General features: G+C 34.2%; 18 protein-coding genes and 1 tRNA gene. 13 read left to right on the top strand and 6 right to left on the bottom strand.

Annotated features, from left to right (window positions below):
- Positions 1 to 3: 3 nt before the first annotated feature.
- From feoB to BLV84_RS09950, 3 genes are all read right to left on the bottom strand, one after another.
- A complete protein-coding gene (gene feoB / locus BLV84_RS09960) occupies positions 4 to 2,112 on the bottom strand; it encodes a ferrous iron transport protein B (RefSeq protein WP_093244531.1) in 2,109 nt (702 codons plus the stop codon).
- A 6-nt stretch (positions 2,113 to 2,118) separates the two neighbouring features.
- Entirely contained in the window at positions 2,119 to 2,346 is a 228-nt protein-coding gene (locus BLV84_RS09955) for a FeoA family protein (protein ID WP_192869998.1), read from the bottom strand.
- A 137-nt stretch (positions 2,347 to 2,483) separates the two neighbouring features.
- Positions 2,484 to 3,164 carry an SCO family protein gene (locus BLV84_RS09950; protein WP_093244529.1) on the bottom strand — a complete coding sequence of 227 codons (681 nt, stop codon included), beginning with the start codon at positions 3,162 to 3,164 and terminating at the stop codon, positions 2,484 to 2,486.
- 152 nt (positions 3,165 to 3,316) lie between these two features.
- Between BLV84_RS09950 and rseP the strand changes: the two genes are divergently transcribed.
- The 3 genes from rseP to BLV84_RS09935 all read left to right on the top strand — a co-directional run bounded on the left by rseP (position 3,317) and on the right by BLV84_RS09935 (position 6,480).
- A complete protein-coding gene (gene rseP, locus BLV84_RS09945) occupies positions 3,317 to 4,633 on the top strand; it encodes an RIP metalloprotease RseP (RefSeq protein ID WP_093244528.1) in 1,317 nt (438 codons plus the stop codon).
- Positions 4,634 to 4,720: 87 nt separating this feature from the next.
- Positions 4,721 to 4,794: transfer RNA gene (locus tag BLV84_RS09940), tRNA-Asn, on the top strand.
- 444 nt (positions 4,795 to 5,238) lie between these two features.
- The gene (locus BLV84_RS09935; RefSeq protein ID WP_159429420.1) at positions 5,239 to 6,480 is read left to right on the top strand and encodes a porin family protein; all 1,242 of its coding nucleotides are present in this window, start codon (positions 5,239 to 5,241) and stop codon (positions 6,478 to 6,480) included.
- A 201-nt stretch (positions 6,481 to 6,681) separates the two neighbouring features.
- Here the strand turns inward: BLV84_RS09935 and BLV84_RS09930 are convergent, their stop codons facing one another.
- Entirely contained in the window at positions 6,682 to 8,070 is a 1,389-nt protein-coding gene (locus tag BLV84_RS09930; RefSeq protein ID WP_093244526.1) for a T9SS type A sorting domain-containing protein, read from the bottom strand.
- 357 nt (positions 8,071 to 8,427) lie between these two features.
- Between BLV84_RS09930 and BLV84_RS09925 the strand changes: the two genes are divergently transcribed.
- Positions 8,428 to 9,798: a flavin-containing monooxygenase gene (locus BLV84_RS09925; protein WP_093244525.1), complete on the top strand. Its 1,371-nt coding sequence runs from the start codon at positions 8,428 to 8,430 to the stop codon at positions 9,796 to 9,798.
- A 102-nt stretch (positions 9,799 to 9,900) separates the two neighbouring features.
- Here the strand turns inward: BLV84_RS09925 and BLV84_RS09920 are convergent, their stop codons facing one another.
- A complete protein-coding gene (locus tag BLV84_RS09920) occupies positions 9,901 to 10,038 on the bottom strand; it encodes a sigma factor-like helix-turn-helix DNA-binding protein (protein WP_394330500.1) in 138 nt (45 codons plus the stop codon).
- An 89-nt stretch (positions 10,039 to 10,127) separates the two neighbouring features.
- Entirely contained in the window at positions 10,128 to 10,460 is a 333-nt protein-coding gene (locus tag BLV84_RS09915; RefSeq protein ID WP_143521349.1) for an RNA polymerase sigma factor, read from the bottom strand.
- A 97-nt stretch (positions 10,461 to 10,557) separates the two neighbouring features.
- Between BLV84_RS09915 and BLV84_RS09910 the strand changes: the two genes are divergently transcribed.
- The 9 genes from BLV84_RS09910 to cls all read left to right on the top strand — a co-directional run bounded on the left by BLV84_RS09910 (position 10,558) and on the right by cls (position 22,290).
- On the top strand, positions 10,558 to 11,691 hold the full coding sequence (locus tag BLV84_RS09910; protein ID WP_093244522.1) for a FecR family protein: 1,134 nt from the start codon (positions 10,558 to 10,560) through the stop codon (positions 11,689 to 11,691).
- Positions 11,692 to 11,922: 231 nt separating this feature from the next.
- On the top strand, positions 11,923 to 15,258 hold the full coding sequence (locus tag BLV84_RS09905) for a TonB-dependent receptor (protein ID WP_143521348.1): 3,336 nt from the start codon (positions 11,923 to 11,925) through the stop codon (positions 15,256 to 15,258).
- Between the two features lie 11 nt (positions 15,259 to 15,269).
- The gene (locus BLV84_RS09900; RefSeq protein ID WP_093244520.1) at positions 15,270 to 16,670 is read left to right on the top strand and encodes a RagB/SusD family nutrient uptake outer membrane protein; all 1,401 of its coding nucleotides are present in this window, start codon (positions 15,270 to 15,272) and stop codon (positions 16,668 to 16,670) included.
- Between the two features lie 23 nt (positions 16,671 to 16,693).
- Positions 16,694 to 17,737 (top strand): TlpA family protein disulfide reductase, encoded by a 1,044-nt coding sequence (locus tag BLV84_RS09895; RefSeq protein WP_234953132.1) that lies wholly within the window; start codon positions 16,694 to 16,696, stop codon positions 17,735 to 17,737.
- A 150-nt stretch (positions 17,738 to 17,887) separates the two neighbouring features.
- Positions 17,888 to 18,295, top strand: coding sequence for a hydroxyisourate hydrolase (uraH, locus tag BLV84_RS09890; protein WP_093244519.1), 408 nt, complete (start codon positions 17,888 to 17,890; stop codon positions 18,293 to 18,295).
- Positions 18,296 to 18,358: 63 nt separating this feature from the next.
- The gene (locus tag BLV84_RS09885; protein ID WP_093244518.1) at positions 18,359 to 18,847 is read left to right on the top strand and encodes a nucleoside deaminase; all 489 of its coding nucleotides are present in this window, start codon (positions 18,359 to 18,361) and stop codon (positions 18,845 to 18,847) included.
- A 108-nt stretch (positions 18,848 to 18,955) separates the two neighbouring features.
- Complete coding sequence (locus BLV84_RS09880; protein WP_093244517.1) at positions 18,956 to 19,786, top strand: META domain-containing protein; 831 nt, start codon at positions 18,956 to 18,958, stop codon at positions 19,784 to 19,786.
- Positions 19,787 to 19,906: 120 nt separating this feature from the next.
- The gene (locus BLV84_RS09875; RefSeq protein WP_093244516.1) at positions 19,907 to 20,806 is read left to right on the top strand and encodes a DMT family transporter; all 900 of its coding nucleotides are present in this window, start codon (positions 19,907 to 19,909) and stop codon (positions 20,804 to 20,806) included.
- 38 nt (positions 20,807 to 20,844) lie between these two features.
- Positions 20,845 to 22,290 carry a cardiolipin synthase gene (gene cls, locus BLV84_RS09870; protein ID WP_234953131.1) on the top strand — a complete coding sequence of 482 codons (1,446 nt, stop codon included), beginning with the start codon at positions 20,845 to 20,847 and terminating at the stop codon, positions 22,288 to 22,290.
- Positions 22,291 to 22,571 lie beyond the last annotated feature (281 nt).

Raw genomic sequence — 22,571 nt, 5'->3', positions numbered from 1 at the left:
TCTTTATTTTAATAATTGAAAGGCGATTAAAGCAACAATATAAGCAAAAGCTGACATCCCGAAAAACTGAATGAGCGGCCATTTCCATGTGCCTGTTTCTCTTTTAACGATAGCCAAAGTACTCATGCATTGCATCGCAAAGGCGTAAAATAAAAGTAAACTAATGCCGCTTGCAAAAGTGAATAGTTTTCCGCCTAATATTGGATTGACCTCTTGTGCCATCCTGTTTTTAATTGTTTCTTCCTCCTCGCTACCGACACTATAAATGGTGGCAAGCGTCCCAACAAAAACTTCACGTGCAACAAACGAACTGATAATGGCAATCCCGATTTTCCAGTCGTAACCTAAAGGCACAACAACAGGTTCAATCGCGTGTCCCATTTTACCGATATAGGAATGCTTGAGTTTATAAGATGCGATTTTTGTCTCAATTTCGTCAAGTGATATTGTTTCACCAGAATCTACAACTTCCGTTTTAACGATTTCTTCTGCATTATTGAAATCATCTCCAGGACCATAACTTGCTAAAACCCAAAGAATCACTGATATTGCCAGAATAATTTTACCTGCACCAAAAACAAAAGCCTTTGTTTTTTCAATAACATTATAAGCCACATTTTTAAACATTGGCATTTTATAATCAGGCATTTCTACAACAAAATAGCTTGAACTTTGCATTTTTAAAAACTTATCAGCTATCCAAGCAGAGCCAATTGCGGCAGCAAAGCCAATGACGTAAAGCAACATTAAAGTAATGCCCTGGTAGTTAAAAATACCAAACAAGCGTTCATCAGGAATTACTAAAGCAATAATAATAAGGTAAACGGGTAGGCGTGCAGAGCATGTGGTAAAAGGTACAACAAGGATGGTGATCAAACGCTCCTTCCAGCTTTCAATATTTCTGGCTGCCATCACGGCAGGAATGGCGCAAGCTGTCCCTGAGATTAACGGAATCACACTTTTTCCACTTAAACCAAAACGTCGCATAATTCTGTCCATTAAAAAGACAACACGACTCATGTAGCCAGATTCTTCAAGAATACTGATAAATAAAAACAAGAAAGCAATTTGTGGTATAAAAATAACAACACCGCCAATACCTGGTATGATGCCCTCAGCTATCAAACTTGTAAAGGCACCTTCTGGAAGATTAGAGTTTGCCATTTCGCTTAAACTTGCAAATAATGTATCGATCATATCCATCGGATATTCTGACCAATCATAAATGGCTTGAAAAATCAAAAATAAAATGGCTGCAAAGATGACATAACCCCAGACTTTATGAATGAGTAATCTGTCAAGTTTTGCACGTAAACCAGTCGCCTGATTGAGATCTTTGACCAAAAATTTGTTGAGCGTATCATTGATAAATTGATAGCGCTTGATGGTTTCTTTATGTTGAAGTCTTTTTATTTCAGACTTCGATTTTGTTTCTAAATTTGACTCAGCCTGAACCCTATTTCTATTCAGATTACCAAAATTGGCATCTTGAGAAATCACAAGCCAAAGTTTGTATAAATCTTCTTTAGGGTAAGTCTTTTTGAGAATTTCAAAGTAATCTGGGTCGATTTCTGAAGCATTTAAGCAAGGCTCTGTTGATAGATTTTTATAGTTTTCAATAAGGTTTTTAAGGTTATCGAAACCAGTATTTTTTCGAGCACTGAGCAAAGCGATTTTTGTTCCTAATCTTTCCTCCATGCCTTTGACATCAATGCTGATCCCTTTTCTTTCCATGCGGTCAGCCATGTTGATGGCTAAAATCGTAGGAATGCCTAGATCCTTAATTTGAGTAAAAAGCAAAAGGTTGCGTTTTAAATTTTCAGCATCGCTTATGACAACTATGACATCTGGGTAATCTTTATCGTTTTTGTTAAGGAGGAGTTCAATCACAACGCTTTCATCAAGCGAAGAAGCGTTAAGACTATAAGTGCCTGGTAAATCAATTATATGTGCTTTAAGAACCCTTGAAATTTTAGAAATACCTTCTTTCTTTTCAACAGTGATTCCTGGATAATTACCTACCTTTTGCTTTAATCCTGTTAATTGGTTAAAAACGGATGTTTTACCAGTATTAGGATTTCCGACTAATGCGACATTGATTTGTTTTGCCATAAAAACTTATGAGATAATTTCGACTTCGATTTGGATTGCAGTTTCTTTTCTGATCGCCACATATGAATCATTGATGTTTAAATACAGTGGATCCCTAAAAGGGGTGTTTTGTACCAGTTGGATATCATTACCTGGAAGGCACCCCATCTCAAGCAACTTCAATGGGATAAAGTCAGATGATATATCTAAAACTTTTGCTTTTTGCCCTTTTTTAAGATCTGCAATCGTCGGCATTTTTATTTAGATTTATTTTAAACAAAAGTAATAAAGAATTGTTGTCTTGAGTCTTAGCGATTAAATTTTTTTTTAAATTAACAGAAGATGCTAAAGCTTTATGGATAAAAATGGGCCAACTTAAAAATGCGTAGTAATTAATCTTCAGGTTGATATTCAAGCTTTAAGATGCCGATGTCCTCAATTAATTGCGTGATTTCCTCTTGATTTGTTCCATCATAAAAACCACGAATTCTTTTTTCTTTATCAACTAAAACAAAGTTTTCAGTGTGTACTAAATCATAAGGACCAGCATCACCTTCTGATTTTGAAGCTAAATATTGCTTCCTTGCCAAATCATAAATCTGTTTTTTATCGCCAGTTGCTAATTGCCATTTGCTTGCAATCACGCCTTTTTCTTTAGCGTATTTCTGTAATTGTGGAACATCATCAATTTCGGGTGTCACGCTATGTGATAGTAAGCGAATTTCAGGGTCATCAATGTACTCTTCTTGCAGACGTTGCATGCTTGAAGCCATATCGATGCAAATACTTTGGCAGGTTGTAAAAAAGAAATCTGCCACATAAATTTTGTCTTTAAAATCTTGTTCAGAAATCGAATCACCATTTTGATTGACTAAGTTGAACTCGCCTATTTTATGAAATTTTCTTACGTATTGAACAGTGGTGTCAACCAAGTCAGCGGTGACCATATCTGGTTGATAAACCGGAAGTTTAGGCGTTGGTTTATAGAGATTGTAAATAGCCGTCACAATGAAAACAGACAAAATAAACAAGACGATAGCTAAAAACTTATATTTTGCAAAAAACTTCAACATGATTCTTTTTTCTGCAAAATTAAACTTTATACGATGTATTGTCAGATAAATATGCGACAATTATTTGTTAACTCTTAATGATAGTTCAATTAAAATATTGTCTTTGCATTTTTAAAAGTTTACTTTTGCGCATTGAAATTTAAAATCAGTTCATGGATCCATTTTATATCAAGACAATTCAGTTTTTCCTGAGTTTATCCTTACTTATTGTTCTGCACGAGTTGGGACACTTTATTCCAGCAAGATTATTTAAAACACGTGTTGAGAAATTTTATTTATTTTTTGACTTGAAATTCTCTTTATTTAAAAAGAAAATAGGCGATACAGTTTATGGTATTGGTTGGATTCCTTTAGGTGGTTACGTGAAGATTGCTGGAATGATCGATGAAAGCATGGATAAAGAACAAATGGCAAAGCCACCACAACCATGGGAGTTTAGAAGCAAGCCAGCTTGGCAAAGATTAATCATTATGTTGGGTGGTGTAACCGTTAACGTGTTGCTAGGTTTTTTTATTTATATGATGATTTTACTGGTTTGGGGGAAAGATTATGTGGCTCCTGAAAGCTTAGAAAACGGCTTTGCACCAGTTTCAGTTTTACAAGACTACGGTTTCCAAAACGGAGATTTAATCGTCAGCGTTGATGGGGAAGAGTTGGAAAGTCAGCTTGATATTAACAGATATATGATGCTGAAAGAACCACAAGAAATCACTGTCAAGCGTCAAGATGGTTCTACAGAGTTGATTAAAATGCCAGAAGATGTTGGGCTCGAACTTTTTGAACAAGGCTATATGCAGCCAATGATGCCGATATATCATAGCGTTATTGATAGTGTACTCCCAGAAAAAACTGCACAAATTGCAGGATTAAAGAAGGGAGATAGTATTGTAAAAATCAATGATCAATCTGCTCAATACTGGCACGAGTTCACTGAATTAGTTCAAACTAATAAAAATAAAAAAATCAATATTTCTTTTTATAGGAATGAAAATTTAGAAGAAATAGAGTTAGAAGTTCCTGAGGAAGCTAAAATTGGTGTTATTTCATCACCTGATTTTGAAATCAAACACAGAGATTTTACTTTTGGTGAAAGCTTTGTTGGCGGTTTTGATATGGCAGCGGAACAGCTTTCTAATTACGCAGCACAATTCAAGTATGTATTTACGAAAAAAGGAGCAACGCAAGTTGGTGGATTTGGAGCTATTGGCGGATTATTCCCAGACTCGTGGAACTGGATTGGCTTTTGGGAAACGACAGCCTTTATTTCACTTATTCTCGCATTTATGAACATATTGCCTATTCCTGCATTAGATGGTGGTCACGTGATGTTTTTGTTATACGAAATGATTTCAGGCCGTAAGCCAAATGAAAAAGTGATGGAATATGCTCAGATGATCGGGTTTTTCTTATTGATTGCTTTGGTTCTTTACGCCAATGGGAATGACGTTTATCGCTGGCTATTTGAATAAATAAAAAAAATATAAAAAAAGTTTTGCAGATATGAAAAATGAGCTTATATTTGCAACCGCAAAACGAGCAAGTTTTGTATAATAAATTCCTCCTTAGCTCAGTTGGTTAGAGCATCTGACTGTTAATCAGAGGGTCCAAAGTTCGAGTCTTTGAGGAGGAGCAAATAAAGCCTGATAGGAAACTATCGGGCTTTTTTGTTTTATAAATTTTCTAAAGAAAATTAAAAGTTATTTTAACCAAAGTTCCCCCGACGCTTCGGGGTTTGAAGAGGAGCAAACAAGGCCTGATAGAAAACTATCGGGCTTTTTTGTTTTATAAATTTTCTAAAGAAAATTAAAAGTTATTTTAACCAAAGTTCCTCCGAGACTTCGGGGTTTGAAGATGAGCAATTAAAGTCTAGCATGAAAATGTTTGGCTTTTTTGTTTTTTGATAGTTTTAAAGACAGATTATTGTTTTTGATTTGCATTTTGCACTTCTAGATTGAGGTGCTATTTTAAAATTCTTAATAATTAAAATTATTTATTGAAATAAACCAATTGGCTAAAGTATTTATTACCCAAAGTTTTCTATTTTTGAGACTTTATTATGAAAACTTCAAAAGTTATGAAAAAAACATTGGCCGCATTGTTTTTGATTTTTACTTTACCGTTTACTTGGGCGCAAAGCAGTTTTGAAAAAGGTTATATTGTCAATAATGAAGGTGTAAAAATTAATTGTTATATCAAAGACAACAATTGGAAAGCTACACCATCTTCATTTAGATATAAAACCAATTTAAATGAAACAGCAAAAGATGGTGAGATGGTTCATGTTAAAGAATTTGGGATTGGTGATGATAAACGTTTTGAAAGACATACTGTTAAAATAGACAGATCTTTAGATGATGTTAACTTCTTGACCTCATCTAGATTATCAGAACTTAATGAAGAAACCTTATTTCTTCAGGTTTTAGTAACTGGGAAGGCTACACTTTATTATTATGAATCTGGAAAATTGAGAAGATTTTTTTATAAAACTGGAGAGGATGATGTGCAGCCTCTTATTTATAAAAGATATTATAATAAAAATAGAAAAATCGCAACGAATAGCCGATACAGGCAACAGCTCTTTAATAATGTAAATTGTGATAAAATAAGCCAAAAAAGTATTGAAAATTTAAAATATTTTAAAGATGATCTCATCGATTATTTTGTGAAATACAATTCATGTTTTGGTGATTTAAAAGCTGATGAGGTTAAGGAAGATAAAAGCACATTCATCGTAAAAGAGAAAAAAAATAAGGGACAGTTTAATCTCAGCTTAAGGCCAAGTTACAGAAAGGGATCCGTAAATGTTACTAATTTTACAATTGGTGAGCCAAGATCACCTAAATTTTCAGATCAAAATCAATTTGCTTTCGGCGTAGAGTTAGAATATATTTTACCATTCCATAATAATAAATGGGCGGTATTTGTAGAGCCTACTTTTGTGCAAAGCTATGAAGGCTTTAAAGAAATAGGGCATTTTAAAAATCAAATAGATTATAGTTCAATTGAAACTCCTATAGGCATAAGACATTATTTTTTCTTAGGTCAAGATTTTAAAATATTTTTAAATGGAGCTTTCATTATAGATGTACCAATTTCAAATTCTGAGCTTAGTTTTGCCGAGCAAAGATCATCTATTACAATTGAGTCAGGTACCAATATTGGTTTAGGCGCTGGCATAAAATTTAAAAATAAATTTAGTCTAGAATTTCGTTACCTAACAGAAAGAGAGCTTTTGATAAAACATCAAAATGTTTCTGCAAAATATGAAAGCTTAACCTTTGTTTTAGGCTACTCTTTTAATTTGAGTAAAAAATAAAGACTGTTATAAGCCAGCTTTTGATTGTTTAATTTAAGTCGAGTAGATAGAGAATGTTTTTTTGTTATTGTCTTAAGAATAGCAAATTTTTGAATTTTTACATTTCTAACAGATGATATTTAGACCTAATAATTTGATATAAAAAAGCTGCTTCATTTCTGAAACAGCTTCTTTAGATAATTATAAAAATACTATAAAAATTTATTTCTTGATAAACTTTTGAGTCATAGTTCCTTGCGCTGTCTTGATGTTTAAAAGATAAACACCTTCAGAAAGTGTGTTGACTTGTATTGTTTTGTTTTCAATCTTTCCATCTAATACAATCTGACCAGAATAATTAAAGATTTTAAAAGCTTCTAAATCAAGTTGTGTTGAAATATTGATATCATTTTCAACAACAGTTGGATAAATGCTCAACGCAAGCTTAATTTCCTCTGGCTGAGTCGTTGAAAGCGTTTGATCTAAAATAGGGTAACCATCATTTTCATTTGCATCTAATGTCCAAGGGTTATCGCTTGATCCAGAGTTTAGTAAATCAACAACAGCTTGTGATTTCATTTCAGCAGTTGTTTTGCCTTCAATATCATAAGTTTGTGTAGGGCCAGTAAAACCACCAACACCTTCAGTCATGTTTGACGATTCAGTATCAAAATAAGTATTTTCAATAACCACACTACCGCCTCCAAAAGCACCGATGACGCCACCCTCAAATTCAGGCGCATAGACAGCCCCTGTTGAATAAGAGTTTGTAATTAATAAATCACTATCTCCGCCGCCATAAAGTCCACCAGCTCTACCTAAAATGACTGTAACATCAGCTCTTGAATAACAATTATCAACTGCGTTTGTTCTGTAAGGTGCAAATGCCATTGTGCAGTAGCCGACTAAACCGCCAGCCAAATATTGAGCTGTGATATTTCCTTCTGAATATGAGTTCGTAATGTCCGTTCTATCCCATGCTGATCCAACTAAACCGCCAATTTGACTCTCTCCAGTCACTTCTCCAGCAGCAGAGCTATTGCTGACACTTGAGTCTGTTAGAAGTCCACCGACGAGACCTCCGCAATTATAACCTTCACAAGTGATGTTCACATTAATAGCATGAGAATTATCAACTGAACTTTCTGTAGATAAGTTTCCGACTAAAGAACCCGCAGTGTCGGCAGTATTAATATATGCAGTATCAATTTTTATATCAGATAAACTTGCGCCAAATGCCTGGCCAAAAAGACCTTTGAATGAACCACTGACGTCATTAATCCATATATTTGAAATTGTAAAGTTGTTACCTTCCATAGTTCCCGAAAATGGAAAATCAACATCTGTACCAATAGGTGTCCAGAGGTTGCCGTCTAAATCGATATCCGCATCAATATTAATCGTTTTACCTGAAAAGGTATTTCCGTCTTGAACAAGTTCAGCCAGGCCAGCTAATTCTTCTGCAGTTGTGATTGAAAAGTTATCCGAGCTTGCATCGTACCAAGTCACATCAGCAAAATCTATCCATTCTGTCGTTGGATAGTTTTGTGCATAAATAGCTGTTGTCGCTGTTATACAAAAAAGTAATAAAAGTTGTAATGTTTTAGTCATGATTTAATGTTTTGTAAAGTTTGCGGCAATTTAGGTAATTCTATTCTTTTAATTAATACACAAATGATATTAATTCGGCTTTATGACTTACAAATATTTTAGCATTTGATAAAGCGTCTTTATGATACTGAATAAGTTACTTTGTCGTAATTCTACATGAAAAACAACTGAATCAGTCGAGGATTTGTTTTTTTGAATTTTTTATTGTAAATTATCGAGGGTCATTTTTTCATGTTTTAAAACTTAAATTTTAAGGATTAAATGACTGTTTGTCAATATTTTACAAAATTAAATTTTACATTATAAGAATTAATTATTTAACGTCCTTTTGTAGGATACATAAATTTATAGCATAATATGAACAACAAAAGAGTAGGAATAATAGGAGCAGGACCAAGTGGTTTAGCTCAATTAAGAGCTTTTGAAGCTTTAAAAGATAAAGGAATTGAAATCCCTGAAATTGTATGTTTTGAAAAGCAAGACAATTGGGGAGGTATGTGGAATTACTCTTGGCGAACTGGTGTTGGTAAATACGGTGAGCCTGTACATGGAAGTATGTATAAATATTTATGGTCTAACGGACCTAAAGAGTGCTTAGAGTTTTCAGACTATTCGTTTGATGAGCACTTTAAAAAACCGATTTCATCTTACCCACCGCGTCCTGTTTTATTCGATTATATTCAAGGTCGTATCAAAAAAAGCAATGCACGTGAATATATCCGTTTTAACACAACTGTTAGATGGGTGTCGTTTGATGAAAGCACAAAAAGGTTTAAAGTTGTTTTAGATGATCTTAAAAGTAATGAAACTTATGAAGAAGAGTTTGATTATTTGGTAACTGCTTCTGGACACTTCTCAACACCTAATATGCCGCATTTTGATGGTATTGAAGATTTTCCAGGTCACGTGATGCATGCTCATGACTTTAGAGGTGCCGATCAATTTAAAAATCAAAAATTACTTCTGATAGGCAGTAGCTATTCTGCTGAAGATATTGGGGTGCAGTGCTTTAAGCATGGTGCTGAATCAGTAACTTTAAGTTACAGAAGTAACCCTATTGGCGTTGAATGGCCAGAGGGTATTAAAGAATTACCTTTAGTAACTCATTTTGATGGGCCGACTGTGCATTTTAGTAATGGAGAATCTGAAGATTTTGATGCTGTTGTAATGTGTACTGGTTATCAGCATAAATTCCCATTCTTGCCAAGTGAGTTGAGATTGAAAACTAAAAACAATTTATATCCTGATAATATTTATAAAGGAATTTTCTTTAATGATAATCCACAGTTAATTTATTTAGGAATGCAAGATCAGTATTATACATTTAATATGTTTGATGCGCAAGCTTGGGTTGCTCGTGATTACATGATGGGAACCTTGGAGTTACCTTCAAAAGAAGAGCGCCGTAAAGATATTGATCATTGGTTGGCAAAGCATGACGCGATGGAAGATGCTCTAGATTCGGTTGATTTTCAATCTGCTTACATAAAGGATTTACTTGAATTATCAGATTATCCAGATTTCAATGTTGATAAAGTTGCAGTCATGTTTAAAGAATGGTTACAAGATAAAGAAGAGAATATTTTAACCTATAGAGATAAAACATACAAAAGTGTTGTTACTGGCACAGAAGCTGTAGAACATCATACTGAATGGATGGATGAGCTTGATGATAGCAAAGAACGCTACTTGAAATTTAATAAAAAAGTAGAAGAGCTAACTTCTTAAAATAGTAAAATTCAAAATTTATAAAACCATTTCGTTTATTTAATGAAATGGTTTTTTTATATAAAACAACTAAGATTTTTCAGGCGTAATTATAACTCGGAGTCATAAAGCCATAAGAAATAGAAAAATATCTTTTAAATCTTGACGAAGTCTGATATAAGCAATACGCATTTGTGACTCTACTGTTTTAATTGAAATATCCAATTCACTGGCAATTTCTTTATAAGTGGCGCCGCTCATTTTTAATTTTAAGACTTGCTGACAAGCCTGAGGCAGCTTTGCTATACTTTTATTGAGTTCTTTACACTTTTGCTCAAATTCTTCATGTGTTAAACTGTAACATCTTGCAGTGCTTCATAAGTTAAGTGGTCAATAAGTGAAGCTTCTTTATCTTTTTTACGAAGACGCATTAAATATTCATTGTAAGCCATCCTGTATAAGTAGGCTTTAGAAGAAGCAGTGATGAAAATTTCTTTTCTTTTATTCCAAAATTTCACAAACACAGATTGTGCAATTTCTTGTGCAGTATCGTGATCGATTTTAAAAGATTTTAAATAGATATAAATGCTTTGATAATACTTGTCAAAAAAGCGCTTAAAGGCCGACTTGTCGTCCTTTTTAATGCTCATTAGTAAATCTTTATCGTCCACTTTATTAGTCAAATTAATCTTAGTTTTTACCTAATTGTGAAAAAAATCAAAATTTCTTTAAGGGTAAATCTAAATTTTGGCATCACATTAGTAAATACCATCTATTATTTTGGAAAATATTATCATAAAATATCTTAACAACTCAATCTCTGAGTCAGAATTAGCACAATTAACCGACTGGTTAAAAACGCCTGAAAATCAGATTGAATTTAAGAAATATATCCAATTACATCACAAGTTGGAATGCACATTTGAACCAAACGCAAATCAAACGGCTTTTGATAAAGTGAAATCCACAATACAAAGAAAAGAGAAAAAAAACAATTACCGAACTTTTTATCGTTATGCTGCGGTATTAATTATAATGTTAAGCCTTGCAGGAGTTACTTTTTTCTTAATCAATACGAAAGATCAAATTGCTGCTGAGGAAAATTGGGTTGAACTCGAACTTAATGACGGTAGCATAAAATATATTAAACCTGACGAAACCAATTTCGTTGATGAGTTAAACAGTTTATCAGGCTCAGATACCCAACTTGTTTATGACGAAGAAATTGCTGAAGATCAAAAACAGATTTTCTATAACACTTTAAGTGTACCTTACGGTAAAACATTCAGCATTGTTTTGTCAGACGGAACCCGTGTTAATCTTAACTCTGGTTCTTCTTTACGTTACTCAACAATATTTAGCAAAGATTCATTGCAGCGCCAAGTCTTTTTAGATGGGGAAGCTTATTTTAATGTCACTTCTGAAAAAGAGCGTCCGTTTATTGTGAATTCCGAAGGGATGAATATTGAGGTTTTAGGAACAAAATTCAACCTGACTTCTTATCAAGAAGATGAAAAAGCTTATGCAGTTTTGGTCGAGGGCAGCATTAATGCTCAAAACCCAAAATCAGAACAACGCATTACTGTCAAGCCAGGTCAAAAGGTTTTTTACGAAAATTCTGATCTGTTAACGCAAAAAACAGACATACGTAAATACATCGCATGGGTTGATGGCGAACTTGTTTTTATCAAAGATTCTTTTCATGTGATTAAAAATAAAATTGAGAGACAATATGATGTTGAAATTAACAACAGCTATAATGCTTTAAACGATATCAAAATCACTGCAAGATTCAGCGAAGAAACGATTGAAGAAGTTTTAAAGACTTTTCAGACTTACAAAGACTTTAATTACATAATTAATGGAAAAACAATTGAAATTACAGAACCAAAAAATAATAAACAATCAGAATAATTTTTATAAATCTAAAATTAATGAACCTCTAACAAGTAAAATCAACTAAATTTATGAACAATCAATTTTTTAAAAATCAAACCTTTAAAGGTTTCTCTAAAGAGATATCGATGAGGTTTGCTTTCGTTTTTTTAATACTGTGTTCTTTTCAGATGAACGCAGAAAATTCAAAGCTTTTACAATCACAAGAAGTGAGTGTTTATGCTGAGAATTCTACATTGAGTCAAGTTTTTGAACAAATTGAAAGTCAAACGACTCTCCGATTTTTTTTATAGTGCTGAAGAGGTTGATGTAAATCAGCCAATCAATGCAACTTATAAAAATGTCAAATTATCTGAAGTTTTAGATGCTGTTTTAAGCCCTCAAAACTTAACCTATAGCATTCTTAAAAATCAAATTATTTTAAAAAAGAAGTCTCCGAAGCAAGTGATGCAAACTTCTTCAAAAACAAGTTTTCAAAAAAGAGTGATTGAAGGAACTGTCACAACAGAATCTGGCTCGCCTTTACCAGGTGTGAACGTACTTGTTGAAAACACTGATTCAGGAGCGATGACTGATTTTGATGGTAATTACTCAATTGAAGTTGATGCAGATAGTAAAGTCTTGGTTTTTTCATACGTTGGTTTCAAAACTAAACCAGTTAAAATCGGAGATCAAACGCGTATTGACGTCTCCTTAAAAGAAGACGTTCAGTTACTTGATCAAGTTGTTTTGATCGGTTATGGGCAACAAAAAAGAGAGGACGTTACAGGGTCAGTTTCTAGTGTTGAAACTGATGATATTGTACAGGCAGCAGCAGGTCAGGTCGGTTTTGATCGTGCACTTGGTGGCTTGGTTAAAGGTGTTCAAGTCTCACAAAACTCAGGACGTCCAGGAGCTCCAATTCGTTTAAATATTCGTGGGGTCACTTCTCCTTTATCTTCAGGACTTGGTGGAGGCGGATTAAATCAGCCACTTTATGTCATTGATGGTGTGCCTTTTAATACTGAAGGTATTTCAGGATCTAATCCTCTCTTGACGATTAATCCAAATGACATCAAAAGTTTTGATGTTTTAAAGGATGCAGCAGCAACTTCTATTTATGGATCAAGAGGTGCGAATGGTGTGATTATTATTGAGACTAAAAAAGGAAAAAGAAACCAGAAAACACAAACAAATCTTTCTTATACCACAACATTTGCAAGACCGATTAATACGGTTGATGTTTTAGATGCACAAGGTTATAAAGATTATTATGATTTATTGCTCAGCAATAGTGTTGGCGCAATTAACTCAGGAAAATTAGATCCATTTTTTGCTTTTGATTTACAAAACTTAGGTAATGTTGATCTTGATTTTTCAACATTAACAGCAACTTATAACGGTTTAAACGAAAACTATTTTGGTGATGCAAATACAGATTGGAATGATGAGGTTTTTAGAAGTGTAGCTATTTCAAATCAAGTTAACTTCGGGATCAATGGCGGGACTGAAAACACGAACTACTCTTTAAATTTATCTCACGTTAATCAAGAAGGTGTTGCGGTAAACGATCGCTTTGAGCAATATAATATCGGAATGTCTTTAAACACTGATTTGTCTGATAAATTCAACTTTGGTGCAACAGTCAATCTAGGTCACACAAAAGCTAAATCTGGCGAAGAAACAATCTTAGGTCAATACAACATTAATACAATGGTTGTACGTGCACGACCTGATTTACCAATCAGAGACGATAATGGTAACTTATTACCTCAAGAAGACTTTTCTAACGGATTTCCAACATTTGAACCTAACCCATTGATGCGTTTAGGTAATGATGATGTAGATAAATCATACAATTTTATAGGGAATGGCTTTCTTGAATATGAACCTATCGATAGATTAAAGCTAAAAGCGGAAGTTAATTCAGCTGTTTTCTATAATGACCAATCGACATTTGTACCGAAATCTGCTCAAGCAGATATGGTTTTTGTTCCGACAACTTCATTTTTATCAGAAGCAAATTCATTGGTATCAAACGTAACAACAAACTTGACGGCTAATTATAGTTTCAGATTTGACAAGCACCGTTTTACAACATTGATTGGTGCTGCTTGGGATTATACTAAAACAGATACAAAAAGTCAATTTTATTCAGGTTTCCCAGATGATGATTATTTAACAAACCCAACATCAGCAGAAAATCTATTATCATATATTGGTAACAAGGCTGAAACAGGTTTAAACTCATTGTTTTCAAGGGTAACATATAGTTATGATAGCAAGTATAACGCAACATTTAACTTCAGAACAGATAAGTCATCTAAATTCGGAAGCCTAAATAGCCGTGCATACTTCCCATCAGTATCTACAAGTTGGAATATTGCACGAGAAGACTTTTTAGAAAGTAATGATAATATTAACGATTTGAAATTAAGAGCAAGTTTAGGTCGAGTTGGCTCAACTAACGTGGCTAATTTTGCCTACATTCAGTTTTTAAATACAAGCGCAAGTGATATTTATAATGGAGAAACTGCGGTTGTACCAAGCGACATTTTTCCGAATGAAGATATTGGTTGGGAAACAACAGATGAGATTAACCTTGGTTTAGACTTTGGTTTCTTAAACTCACGTTTAAGAGGTACAATTGATGTTTACAACAGAAAAACAGAAGGCGCTTTAGTGACAACACCAATTCCTCAGGAATTAGGTCCAAGTATATATTACTCTAACTTTATCGATGTTTCTAACAAAGGTGTTGAACTGAGCTTAGGTGGAGATATCATCCAAACAGATGATTTTAATTGGAGTGTTAATGCAAACTGGGCTGTTAACCGCAACAAATTAGATAAATTTAATGGTGCTGCAGTCAACCAATTTCAATTAGATTATTTTGTAGAAGGCGAACCTGTCGGAACAATTAAAGGTTACAAAGTTAAGCGCATCATTCAGTCGCAAGACGAAATAAATGATCTTAATGCAGCTTCACCAACAGGAACTTATGATCAACCAACAACAGGTGTTGGTGACTACCTTTTTGAAGATACAAATGGTGATGGTCGAATTACATCAGACGATAGAACTGTTATTGGAGATGTAGAGCCTGACTTCTTCGGTGGTTTTAGTACAAACCTTAATTACAAAAACTGGAATTTATCAGCAATTTTTCAATATTCAGTTGGAGCAGAAGCTTTGTGGGATGGTATTCCAAAAGGTGTATTTAATACTTTAGGAGAAAACAAATATGCTGAGTATGCAAATAATACATGGACACCAGATAACCCTGATGCACGCTTTGCACAAGCGGTTTATTTTGATCCTTCATCAAACAGTAGAGTTTCTGATCGTTATATGTACGAAACATCTTTCTTGCGTTTCAGAAGTTTACAATTAGGTTATACTTTTGCACCGAATGTTCTTAAAGATCTAGGCGTTACTCAGGCAACTTTAACATTATCAGGAAATAACTTGGCGACATGGACAAAATGGCCAGGCGTTGACCCTGAAACTTTTTCTGAAAGAAGTAGCATTACAAGTCAAACCAATAATGAAGATGCTTACCCATTATCGAAATCATTCTCGGTTGGTGTTCAGCTTAATTTCTAAAAAATATAAAAATGAAAAAATTTATCAATAAATTAATAATTCTATCACTCATCGCATTATCTGCATCTTGCTCGGTTGATGATGTTGAACCATATTATCAATTGACCCCTGAAGATGCAATTAGAGACGAAGCGAGTGCACAACGTATATTAAATGGTGTTTACGATTTAAGCCGAGAGTTTGATGTCAGCTTCTTCCCGTTGCATTTGGCGGCTTATGGAAATGAAGGAAGAATCTCTGGTTTTTTAAGCGGGATGAACGGTATGAATAACAACACTGTTAAGGTTCAGAATCCATTTTTGTCTAATCTCTATAACGGACACTATAAAATTATCAACTCTGCAAACTTTTTAATTGGAAAATTAGAAGAAGGAGCAGCTGTTGGCATCAGTGACGAAAGAAAAGCGTCTATGATTGCAGAAGCAAAGACAATGCGCGCTTTGGTTTCATTTAAGTTGTTGCGTTACTTTGGTGAGCATTATGATTTATCTTCACCTTACGGTATTGTTTTAAAAACTAATTTTTCTACTGAAATAGTTTCTATTCCAAGAAGTACAGTCCAAGAATCTTATGATTTTATTCTTGAAGATTTAGATGATGCAATTGCAAATGGTCCGAGTAATATTCCTCATTTTTTAGTCGGAAAAGTGACTGCGCAAGCCTTAAAAGCAAAAGTTCTTTTATATATGAATGATTACCAAGGTGCAGCTAGCTTAGCTGATGAAGTGATCAATAACGCTGAAGGTTACGCTTTGGAAACTGATTATGCTTCAATTTTCACAAACACCTACAACTCCCCAGAAGTTTTGTTTGCGCCAGTACATGGCTCCGGATCTGAAGGAGGAACGCAAATGTCTCAAGTGAAACAAACAACATACAGCGAAACTTTACGTGCACTTTCTGATGCGCAAGTACCAGGCGCTGGAGTTGTCTCTTCAGGTGCTGATTACGATCCGAGATTTGCCTATGCATATTCTGATATGACAAAAGGAAATAATGCTAATGGTAAATATCCATTTATTTCTAATGCTGAAAATGAAAATAACACGATGTATCATTTAAGATTAGCTGAGATTTATTTAATCAGAGCAGAAGCTTTATTAAGAGACCCAAGTGGAGATGATACTGAAGCATTAAGTCTTTTAAATGAAATCCGTACACGTGCAGGTGTTGCACCTTCAACAACAACCGATAATGCGGAATTATTAGAAGAAGTAAGACAAGAAAAATTATTAGAATTGTTCTTTGAAAATGGCGAACCACTTTTCGATTTAGTGAGATTTAGTATCTTAGGCGATATCAATGCTGCTGATGTTAAGCAGTCGCTAGATCAAGAGTATAAATACATTTTTCCAATGCCAGATCAAGCAGTGATTGGAAACACAAACCTTGAACAAAATCCAGGTTATTAATTTTAAATATGAAAATGATAAATATGCGAACTAAATCAACATTATTCCTTGCAGGCGCTATGAGTTTATTCTTTGCGTGCGATAAAGCACCAGAGCCAACTCCTGATTATGCCATTATTAAAGGAGAAGTTGCCAACCCTAAAGAAGGCGTTAATTTTAGGCTTTACAATCCTAAAACTTCAAAAACACAAATGATTGAAGTTGATGAAAACGGGAAATTTCATGATACTTTAAAGCTTGAAAACCCTGTTTATTTTAATGCGTCTTATAAAGATGTTTTTGGACTTTATGTTCAAAATGGCTTTGATATGACACTGAATTTCGATTCAGAAAGCGCTTCTAAATCTTTAAAAATAAAAGGTGAAGGTGCTGAAGAAAATGCTAGTCTAAGAAAGAGGTCTAAAGAAACAAATGCGCTTTTTGGTGAAGATTATCGCGACTTCCTCTCTTTAGAAGAAGAAAAGTACAACAAAGCAATGACCGATTTTTCTGATAAACTCAACAAGCGTTTAGAAGAAAATAAAGATCAGTTAGATGAAAAGTTTATCACATCAGAAAAGAAGAAGATTGATGAACTTGTAACATCATTGGCAGCACAACGTGAAGACCAACTTAAGATGAATGAAAAAGTTGGTGTGGGTAAAGAATCACCACTTTTTGAGGATTACATGAACTATGACGGCGGTACTTCTTCTTTAAAAGATTTTAGAGGAAGCTATGTTTATATCGATATGTGGGCGACTTGGTGTGTGCCTTGCTTGTATGAAATTCCTTTTATGAAAAAAATTGAGGAACAATACAAGAATGATAATATTAAATTCCTTGCTGTTTCTCTTGATAAAAAAGAAGACGAGCAAAAATGGCGTGACTTAATCGAGAAGAGAAACTTGCATGGCACTCAACTTTTAGCTGATAATGCAATGGAATCTCAGTTTGTAAAAGATTACTTTATTTACGGAATTCCACGTTTTATTTTGCTTGATCCTGAAGGGAGAATTGTGAGTGCAGATGCACCACGTCCATCAGAAGATAAGCTTAAAGAATTATTTGATAGCTTAGATATGTAATCAAGCGGTTAAAAGATTCATGATCAGAGACTGGCTCAGGTTTTCATTTATTTTTGAAAATTTTGAGCCAGTTTTGTTTTTCATAAACTTTTATGACTTGTGATAAATGATGGGAATTCAATTCCCTTAGTTTTGCAAATAAAAAATAAAATGAAAACAATCTTATTTAGCCTCGTTTTTAGCTTTATCAGTTTAACGAGTTTTGCTCAGCAAAAAGAAGGCCAACTTTCAACTCATATTCTTGACATTTCAACAGGTCAACCTGCACCAAATGTTGAGGTTCAGCTTGAAAAATATAATGCTCAAAATGACACTTGGCATTTGGTTGCCACAAAGAAAACTTTGACTTCAGGACGAATTAATGATTTCTTATCTCAACAACAAGATAACTTAGGTATTTATAAATTGAGATTTAAAACAAAAGCTTATTTTAAATCCAATGATATCAATAGCTTTTATCCATACATTGAAGTTGTTTTTGAAATCGAAAACCAAAAGCACTATCATGTCCCAATTACCTTGTCAGCTTACGGTTACTCAACTTATAGAGGAAGCTGATTTTGTCGGATTCATTTGATTTAAGTATCTTTAAGATTCTCAACATTAATTTATATTATAAACATGTCACAGGAAAAAGATCAATTGAGCAAACAGGATAAGTATTTTTTAGAAATGTGCGTAAACCTTGCCGAAGAAGCACTGAAAGCAGGTGATAAACCATTTGGATCTGTACTTGTTGGAGAGAACGAAAATATTTTAGCAACTTCAAGAAATCGCATCAACGAGAAAACAGTTTTAGCACATCCTGAAATTGATTTAGCACAATGGGCTTGTGATAATCTAGATATTGAAGAACGACAAAAAGCAACTCTTTACACAAGCGGTGAGCATTGCCCGATGTGCGCCGGCGCGCATGCTTGGGCGCAGATAGGAGAATTGGTTTTTTTGAGTTCTGCAGAACAATTAACAGACTGGCTTAAGCAAAAAGGAGTAACAGAGTCGCCAATTAACTTTGTGCCATCACGTGACATCATTAACTTCGGAAAAGTGAGAGGTCCTTTTGAAGGAGAGCTTTTTGAAAGAATTAAAAGCTTGCAACTCAAGGCGTAATCCATTTTGAGTTGCGGATTCTATTTTTGATGATCTATTTTTTGTTAAGAGCTTATTAATTAAATCAGTCTATTAGATTTTATTAATCATTTTTGCAAAAATATCATCATGAAAAAACTAAGTTTTATCTTATGTGCCCTTGTTTTAACAACGGCATGTCAGCAAAATAAAAAAGACTCGGATCAGAATACTGAACCAGCAACAAAAGAAAATAACGAGGCTCAAGAGCAAGCCATAAAATCACAACTAACAGCTGCAGTTTGGACTTTATCTAAAATCAAGGGTGAAGAAGTTAAGAAACCGGCTGAAGAGCAACAAGAAGTCCACTTCATGTTAAGTGAAGATGATAAAGTAAGCGGATACACAGGTTGTAATCAAATAATGGGGGCTTATGAACTTGGCGAAAATTCAAGCTTAAAGTTTAAAGATGTCGCCACAACGCGTCGTAGCTGCCCAGAGCAAAATAACAAAGAAAATGAATTCCTTGAGGTTTTAAGTCAAACATCATCTTTTAAATTAGATGACAAAAAATTGAGTTTACTTAATACACAAGATGAAATTATCGCTGTCTTAACTTATAAAGCTTCCAAGGCAAAAGTTATGGATTTAGGTCAATGGGAACTTAAAACTCTAAAAGGCGAGCCTGTTAAGTTCGAATCTAAAGAAAATAACAAATTACACTTCGAATTTTTAGAAGACAACAAAATTACTGGCTTTTCTGGCTGTAATACATTTTCGGGAGCTTACAGCTTAAATAAAGATAAAGGCATTGAGTTTTCTCAAATGATTTCAACCCTAAAGGCTTGTCCTGATGTTGAATTTAAAGAAGCGATTTTCTTGAAAGTATTTGAGCACAGCACGTCTTATACAATCGAAAACGATCAATTAAAACTTTATAATGATAATGGCAAAGAATTAGCCAGTTTCACAGCACTATAAAATACGTAACGCAAGACTGCATGTCTTGCAAGATCATATGACATTTTTAAACTGTTTTAAAGCAAAAGCTAAGCTTGTTTTAAAACAGTTTTTCTTTTTTAAACTTTTAAAAATACACCCATGGACATCAAAATCTTCAAAAATAAATGGTTTTTACTCACCATCATGGCAATCACTTGGGGAAGCTCCTTTATTTTGATTAAGAAATCACTTTTAGCCTTTACACCATTTCAAATTGGCGCTTTTAGGGTAGGCTTAGCAGGCTTGATTCTTTCTTATTTAGGAATACCAGCTTTACGAAAAATGAGCAGACGCGATGCTTTATGGGTTGGTGCAGCAGGCTTTTTTGGTAACTTTTTACCCATGTTTTTATTCCCGATTGCACAAACGCAAGTCGGAAGTTCATTGGCGGGAATCATCAATAGTTTAGAGCCTATTTTTGTTTTGGTATTAGCTTTTATGCTCTTTGGGATCAAGAGCCGCTTAACACAAGTGTTTGGCGCAATTATCGGTTTTTTAGGTGCGGCCGTTCTGCTTTATTTTTCAGAAAGTAAAACAGAAGATAGCCAAATCGCCTACACACTTCTCATGGTTTTGGCTTCTGCATGTTATGCAATTTCTGCTTTAATTATTAAACTCAAATTACAAGAAGTCAAGTCTATCCATGTTTCTAGTGGCGTTTTTACCATCTGGATGGTTCCTTCGATGTTTATATTGATTTTTTCAGGATTTTTTACAAAAGATTTTGATGCAGCTGCTATTGAGGCGCTTGGCTTTATGAGCTTGCTCAGTATTTTCGGGACAGCTATTGGTATTGTTTTATTTTATAAATTGATTCAAGATACATCAGCGGTTTTTGCAAGTACAGTTTCATATCTTTTACCTGTCGTCGCTGTGATTTGGGGCGTTTTAGATGGTGAAGAATTTAATATTTGGTATCTGTTAGGAGCTGTTTTAATTTTAATCGGAATTTATTTAATACGTGAAAAGAAAAAGAAACCACAAGTGACGCCGCGTTAAAATATTAAGCTTAAATTAGAGTTCTAATATTATTGAGTTTGCATCTTTTTTTACAAATCGCATACGGCTTACTTATTTTCCTTGTCATCTTGCGTATTCTTTATGATACACGAGACGCAACAAAGGCTTTAGCCTACATTTTGTTAGTAATCTTTCTGCCTTTACTCGGTATTTTCTTCTATTTTTCCTTTGGTGTCAATTATCGTAAACGAAAAATTTACAGCAAGAAGATCATCAAAGATGTGAAGCTGCGTGAGAAAATAGAAACCAATTTAAAAAAATATCACCAAGATGTTATTGATGAAAAATTGGTTGCAAATCAACATACAAACTTGGTGAATTTTGTGGCTCAAGCTGGTCGAAATCCGCTTGCTGCCAATAATCAAATCGATTTGCTCGAAAATGGAGAAGATAAATTTCCAGTTTTATTAGAAGCACTTCAAAACGCCCAAAAGCACATTCATTTACAATATTACATTTTTGCAGATGACATTACCGGAAATCAAATCGCTGATGTTTTAGTGCGAAAAGCACAGGAAGGTGTTGAGGTCAGATTTATGTATGATGACTTTGGGAGTCATGCCTTAGGTAGAAAGTTTATTCGAAAACTTGAAGCCGGCGGGGTTGAAACAGCCCCTTTTTATAAGATTATTTGGTACGCATTTGCCAACAGATTAAATTATAGAAATCACCGTAAAATTGTCATTATTGACGGGGTGACTTCGTTTGTAGGAGGCATTAACGTGAGCGACAGATATAGAAATGATCTATCTTTAAATCAAATTTTTTGGCGAGATACGCATTTAAAAATTCATGGCTCGGCGAGCTTTTTCTTGCAATACATCTTTATCAGTGATTGGAATTTTTGCAGCAAAACACCCATAACTGAACACCAAAATTACTTATTAAGGCCAGAAGCTGTTCCGCAGCTTAAAGGTGATGTTGTGCAGGTGGTCTCCTCTGGGCCAGATTCCGACTTGCCAGTGATTTACTATACACTTATCGAAGCGATCAATTCGGCCAAAAAAAGCATCTACATTACCTCGCCTTATTTCATTCCTGGCAATAGCCTCATGGATGCTTTGATTATTGCAGCCAATAAAAACATCGATATCAAAATTTTAGTTCCAGGAAAATCTGACTCCGTGATGGTGAATTTAGCAGCGCAATCTTACTACACAGAATTATCACATTATGGTGTTGAAATTTACAGATATGAGCGCGGTTTTGTGCATGCCAAAACCCTTTGTATTGATGATGATATAGCAATGGTAGGTTCTGCGAATATGGATTATCGTAGTTTTGATTTAAACTTTGAAGCCAATGCCATTGTATACAGCAAAAAATTGAATTCTGAGTTGTCGGCCTTATTTTTTAAAGATATCAAATCTTCCGAAATGATAGACCCTGAGCTTTATCTCAAACGCTCAAAAGCTCAGCAACTTCTCGAAAAAATCTTCCGTTTACTCTCACCTTTTTTATAGGACTTCATATTTGTTTTTTCACTTCCCCATCATCTGTTTTAGTCTGATTTCAGTCTATGCATAGGTATGCTTTGTGTATGCATCAAGTATACTTAGTTCGATGCTCACGCGATGCTTGTTCGATCTTTCTTCGGTAAAGCCAGTCATACCGAGGAAACAACGTCTAAACATCGAAGGAATAACGAAGGAAGTATGGGGTTAGTATAGAAAAACATAGTTTCTGTAATAGCTTAATCATAAAAAAGATATTTTTTAAATATCTTACACCGACATTATTTGGC

The organism is Psychroflexus halocasei, assembly GCF_900107595.1.
Classification (GTDB): domain Bacteria; phylum Bacteroidota; class Bacteroidia; order Flavobacteriales; family Flavobacteriaceae; genus Psychroflexus; species Psychroflexus halocasei.
This window is presented reverse-complemented; position numbering and strand designations above follow the sequence as displayed.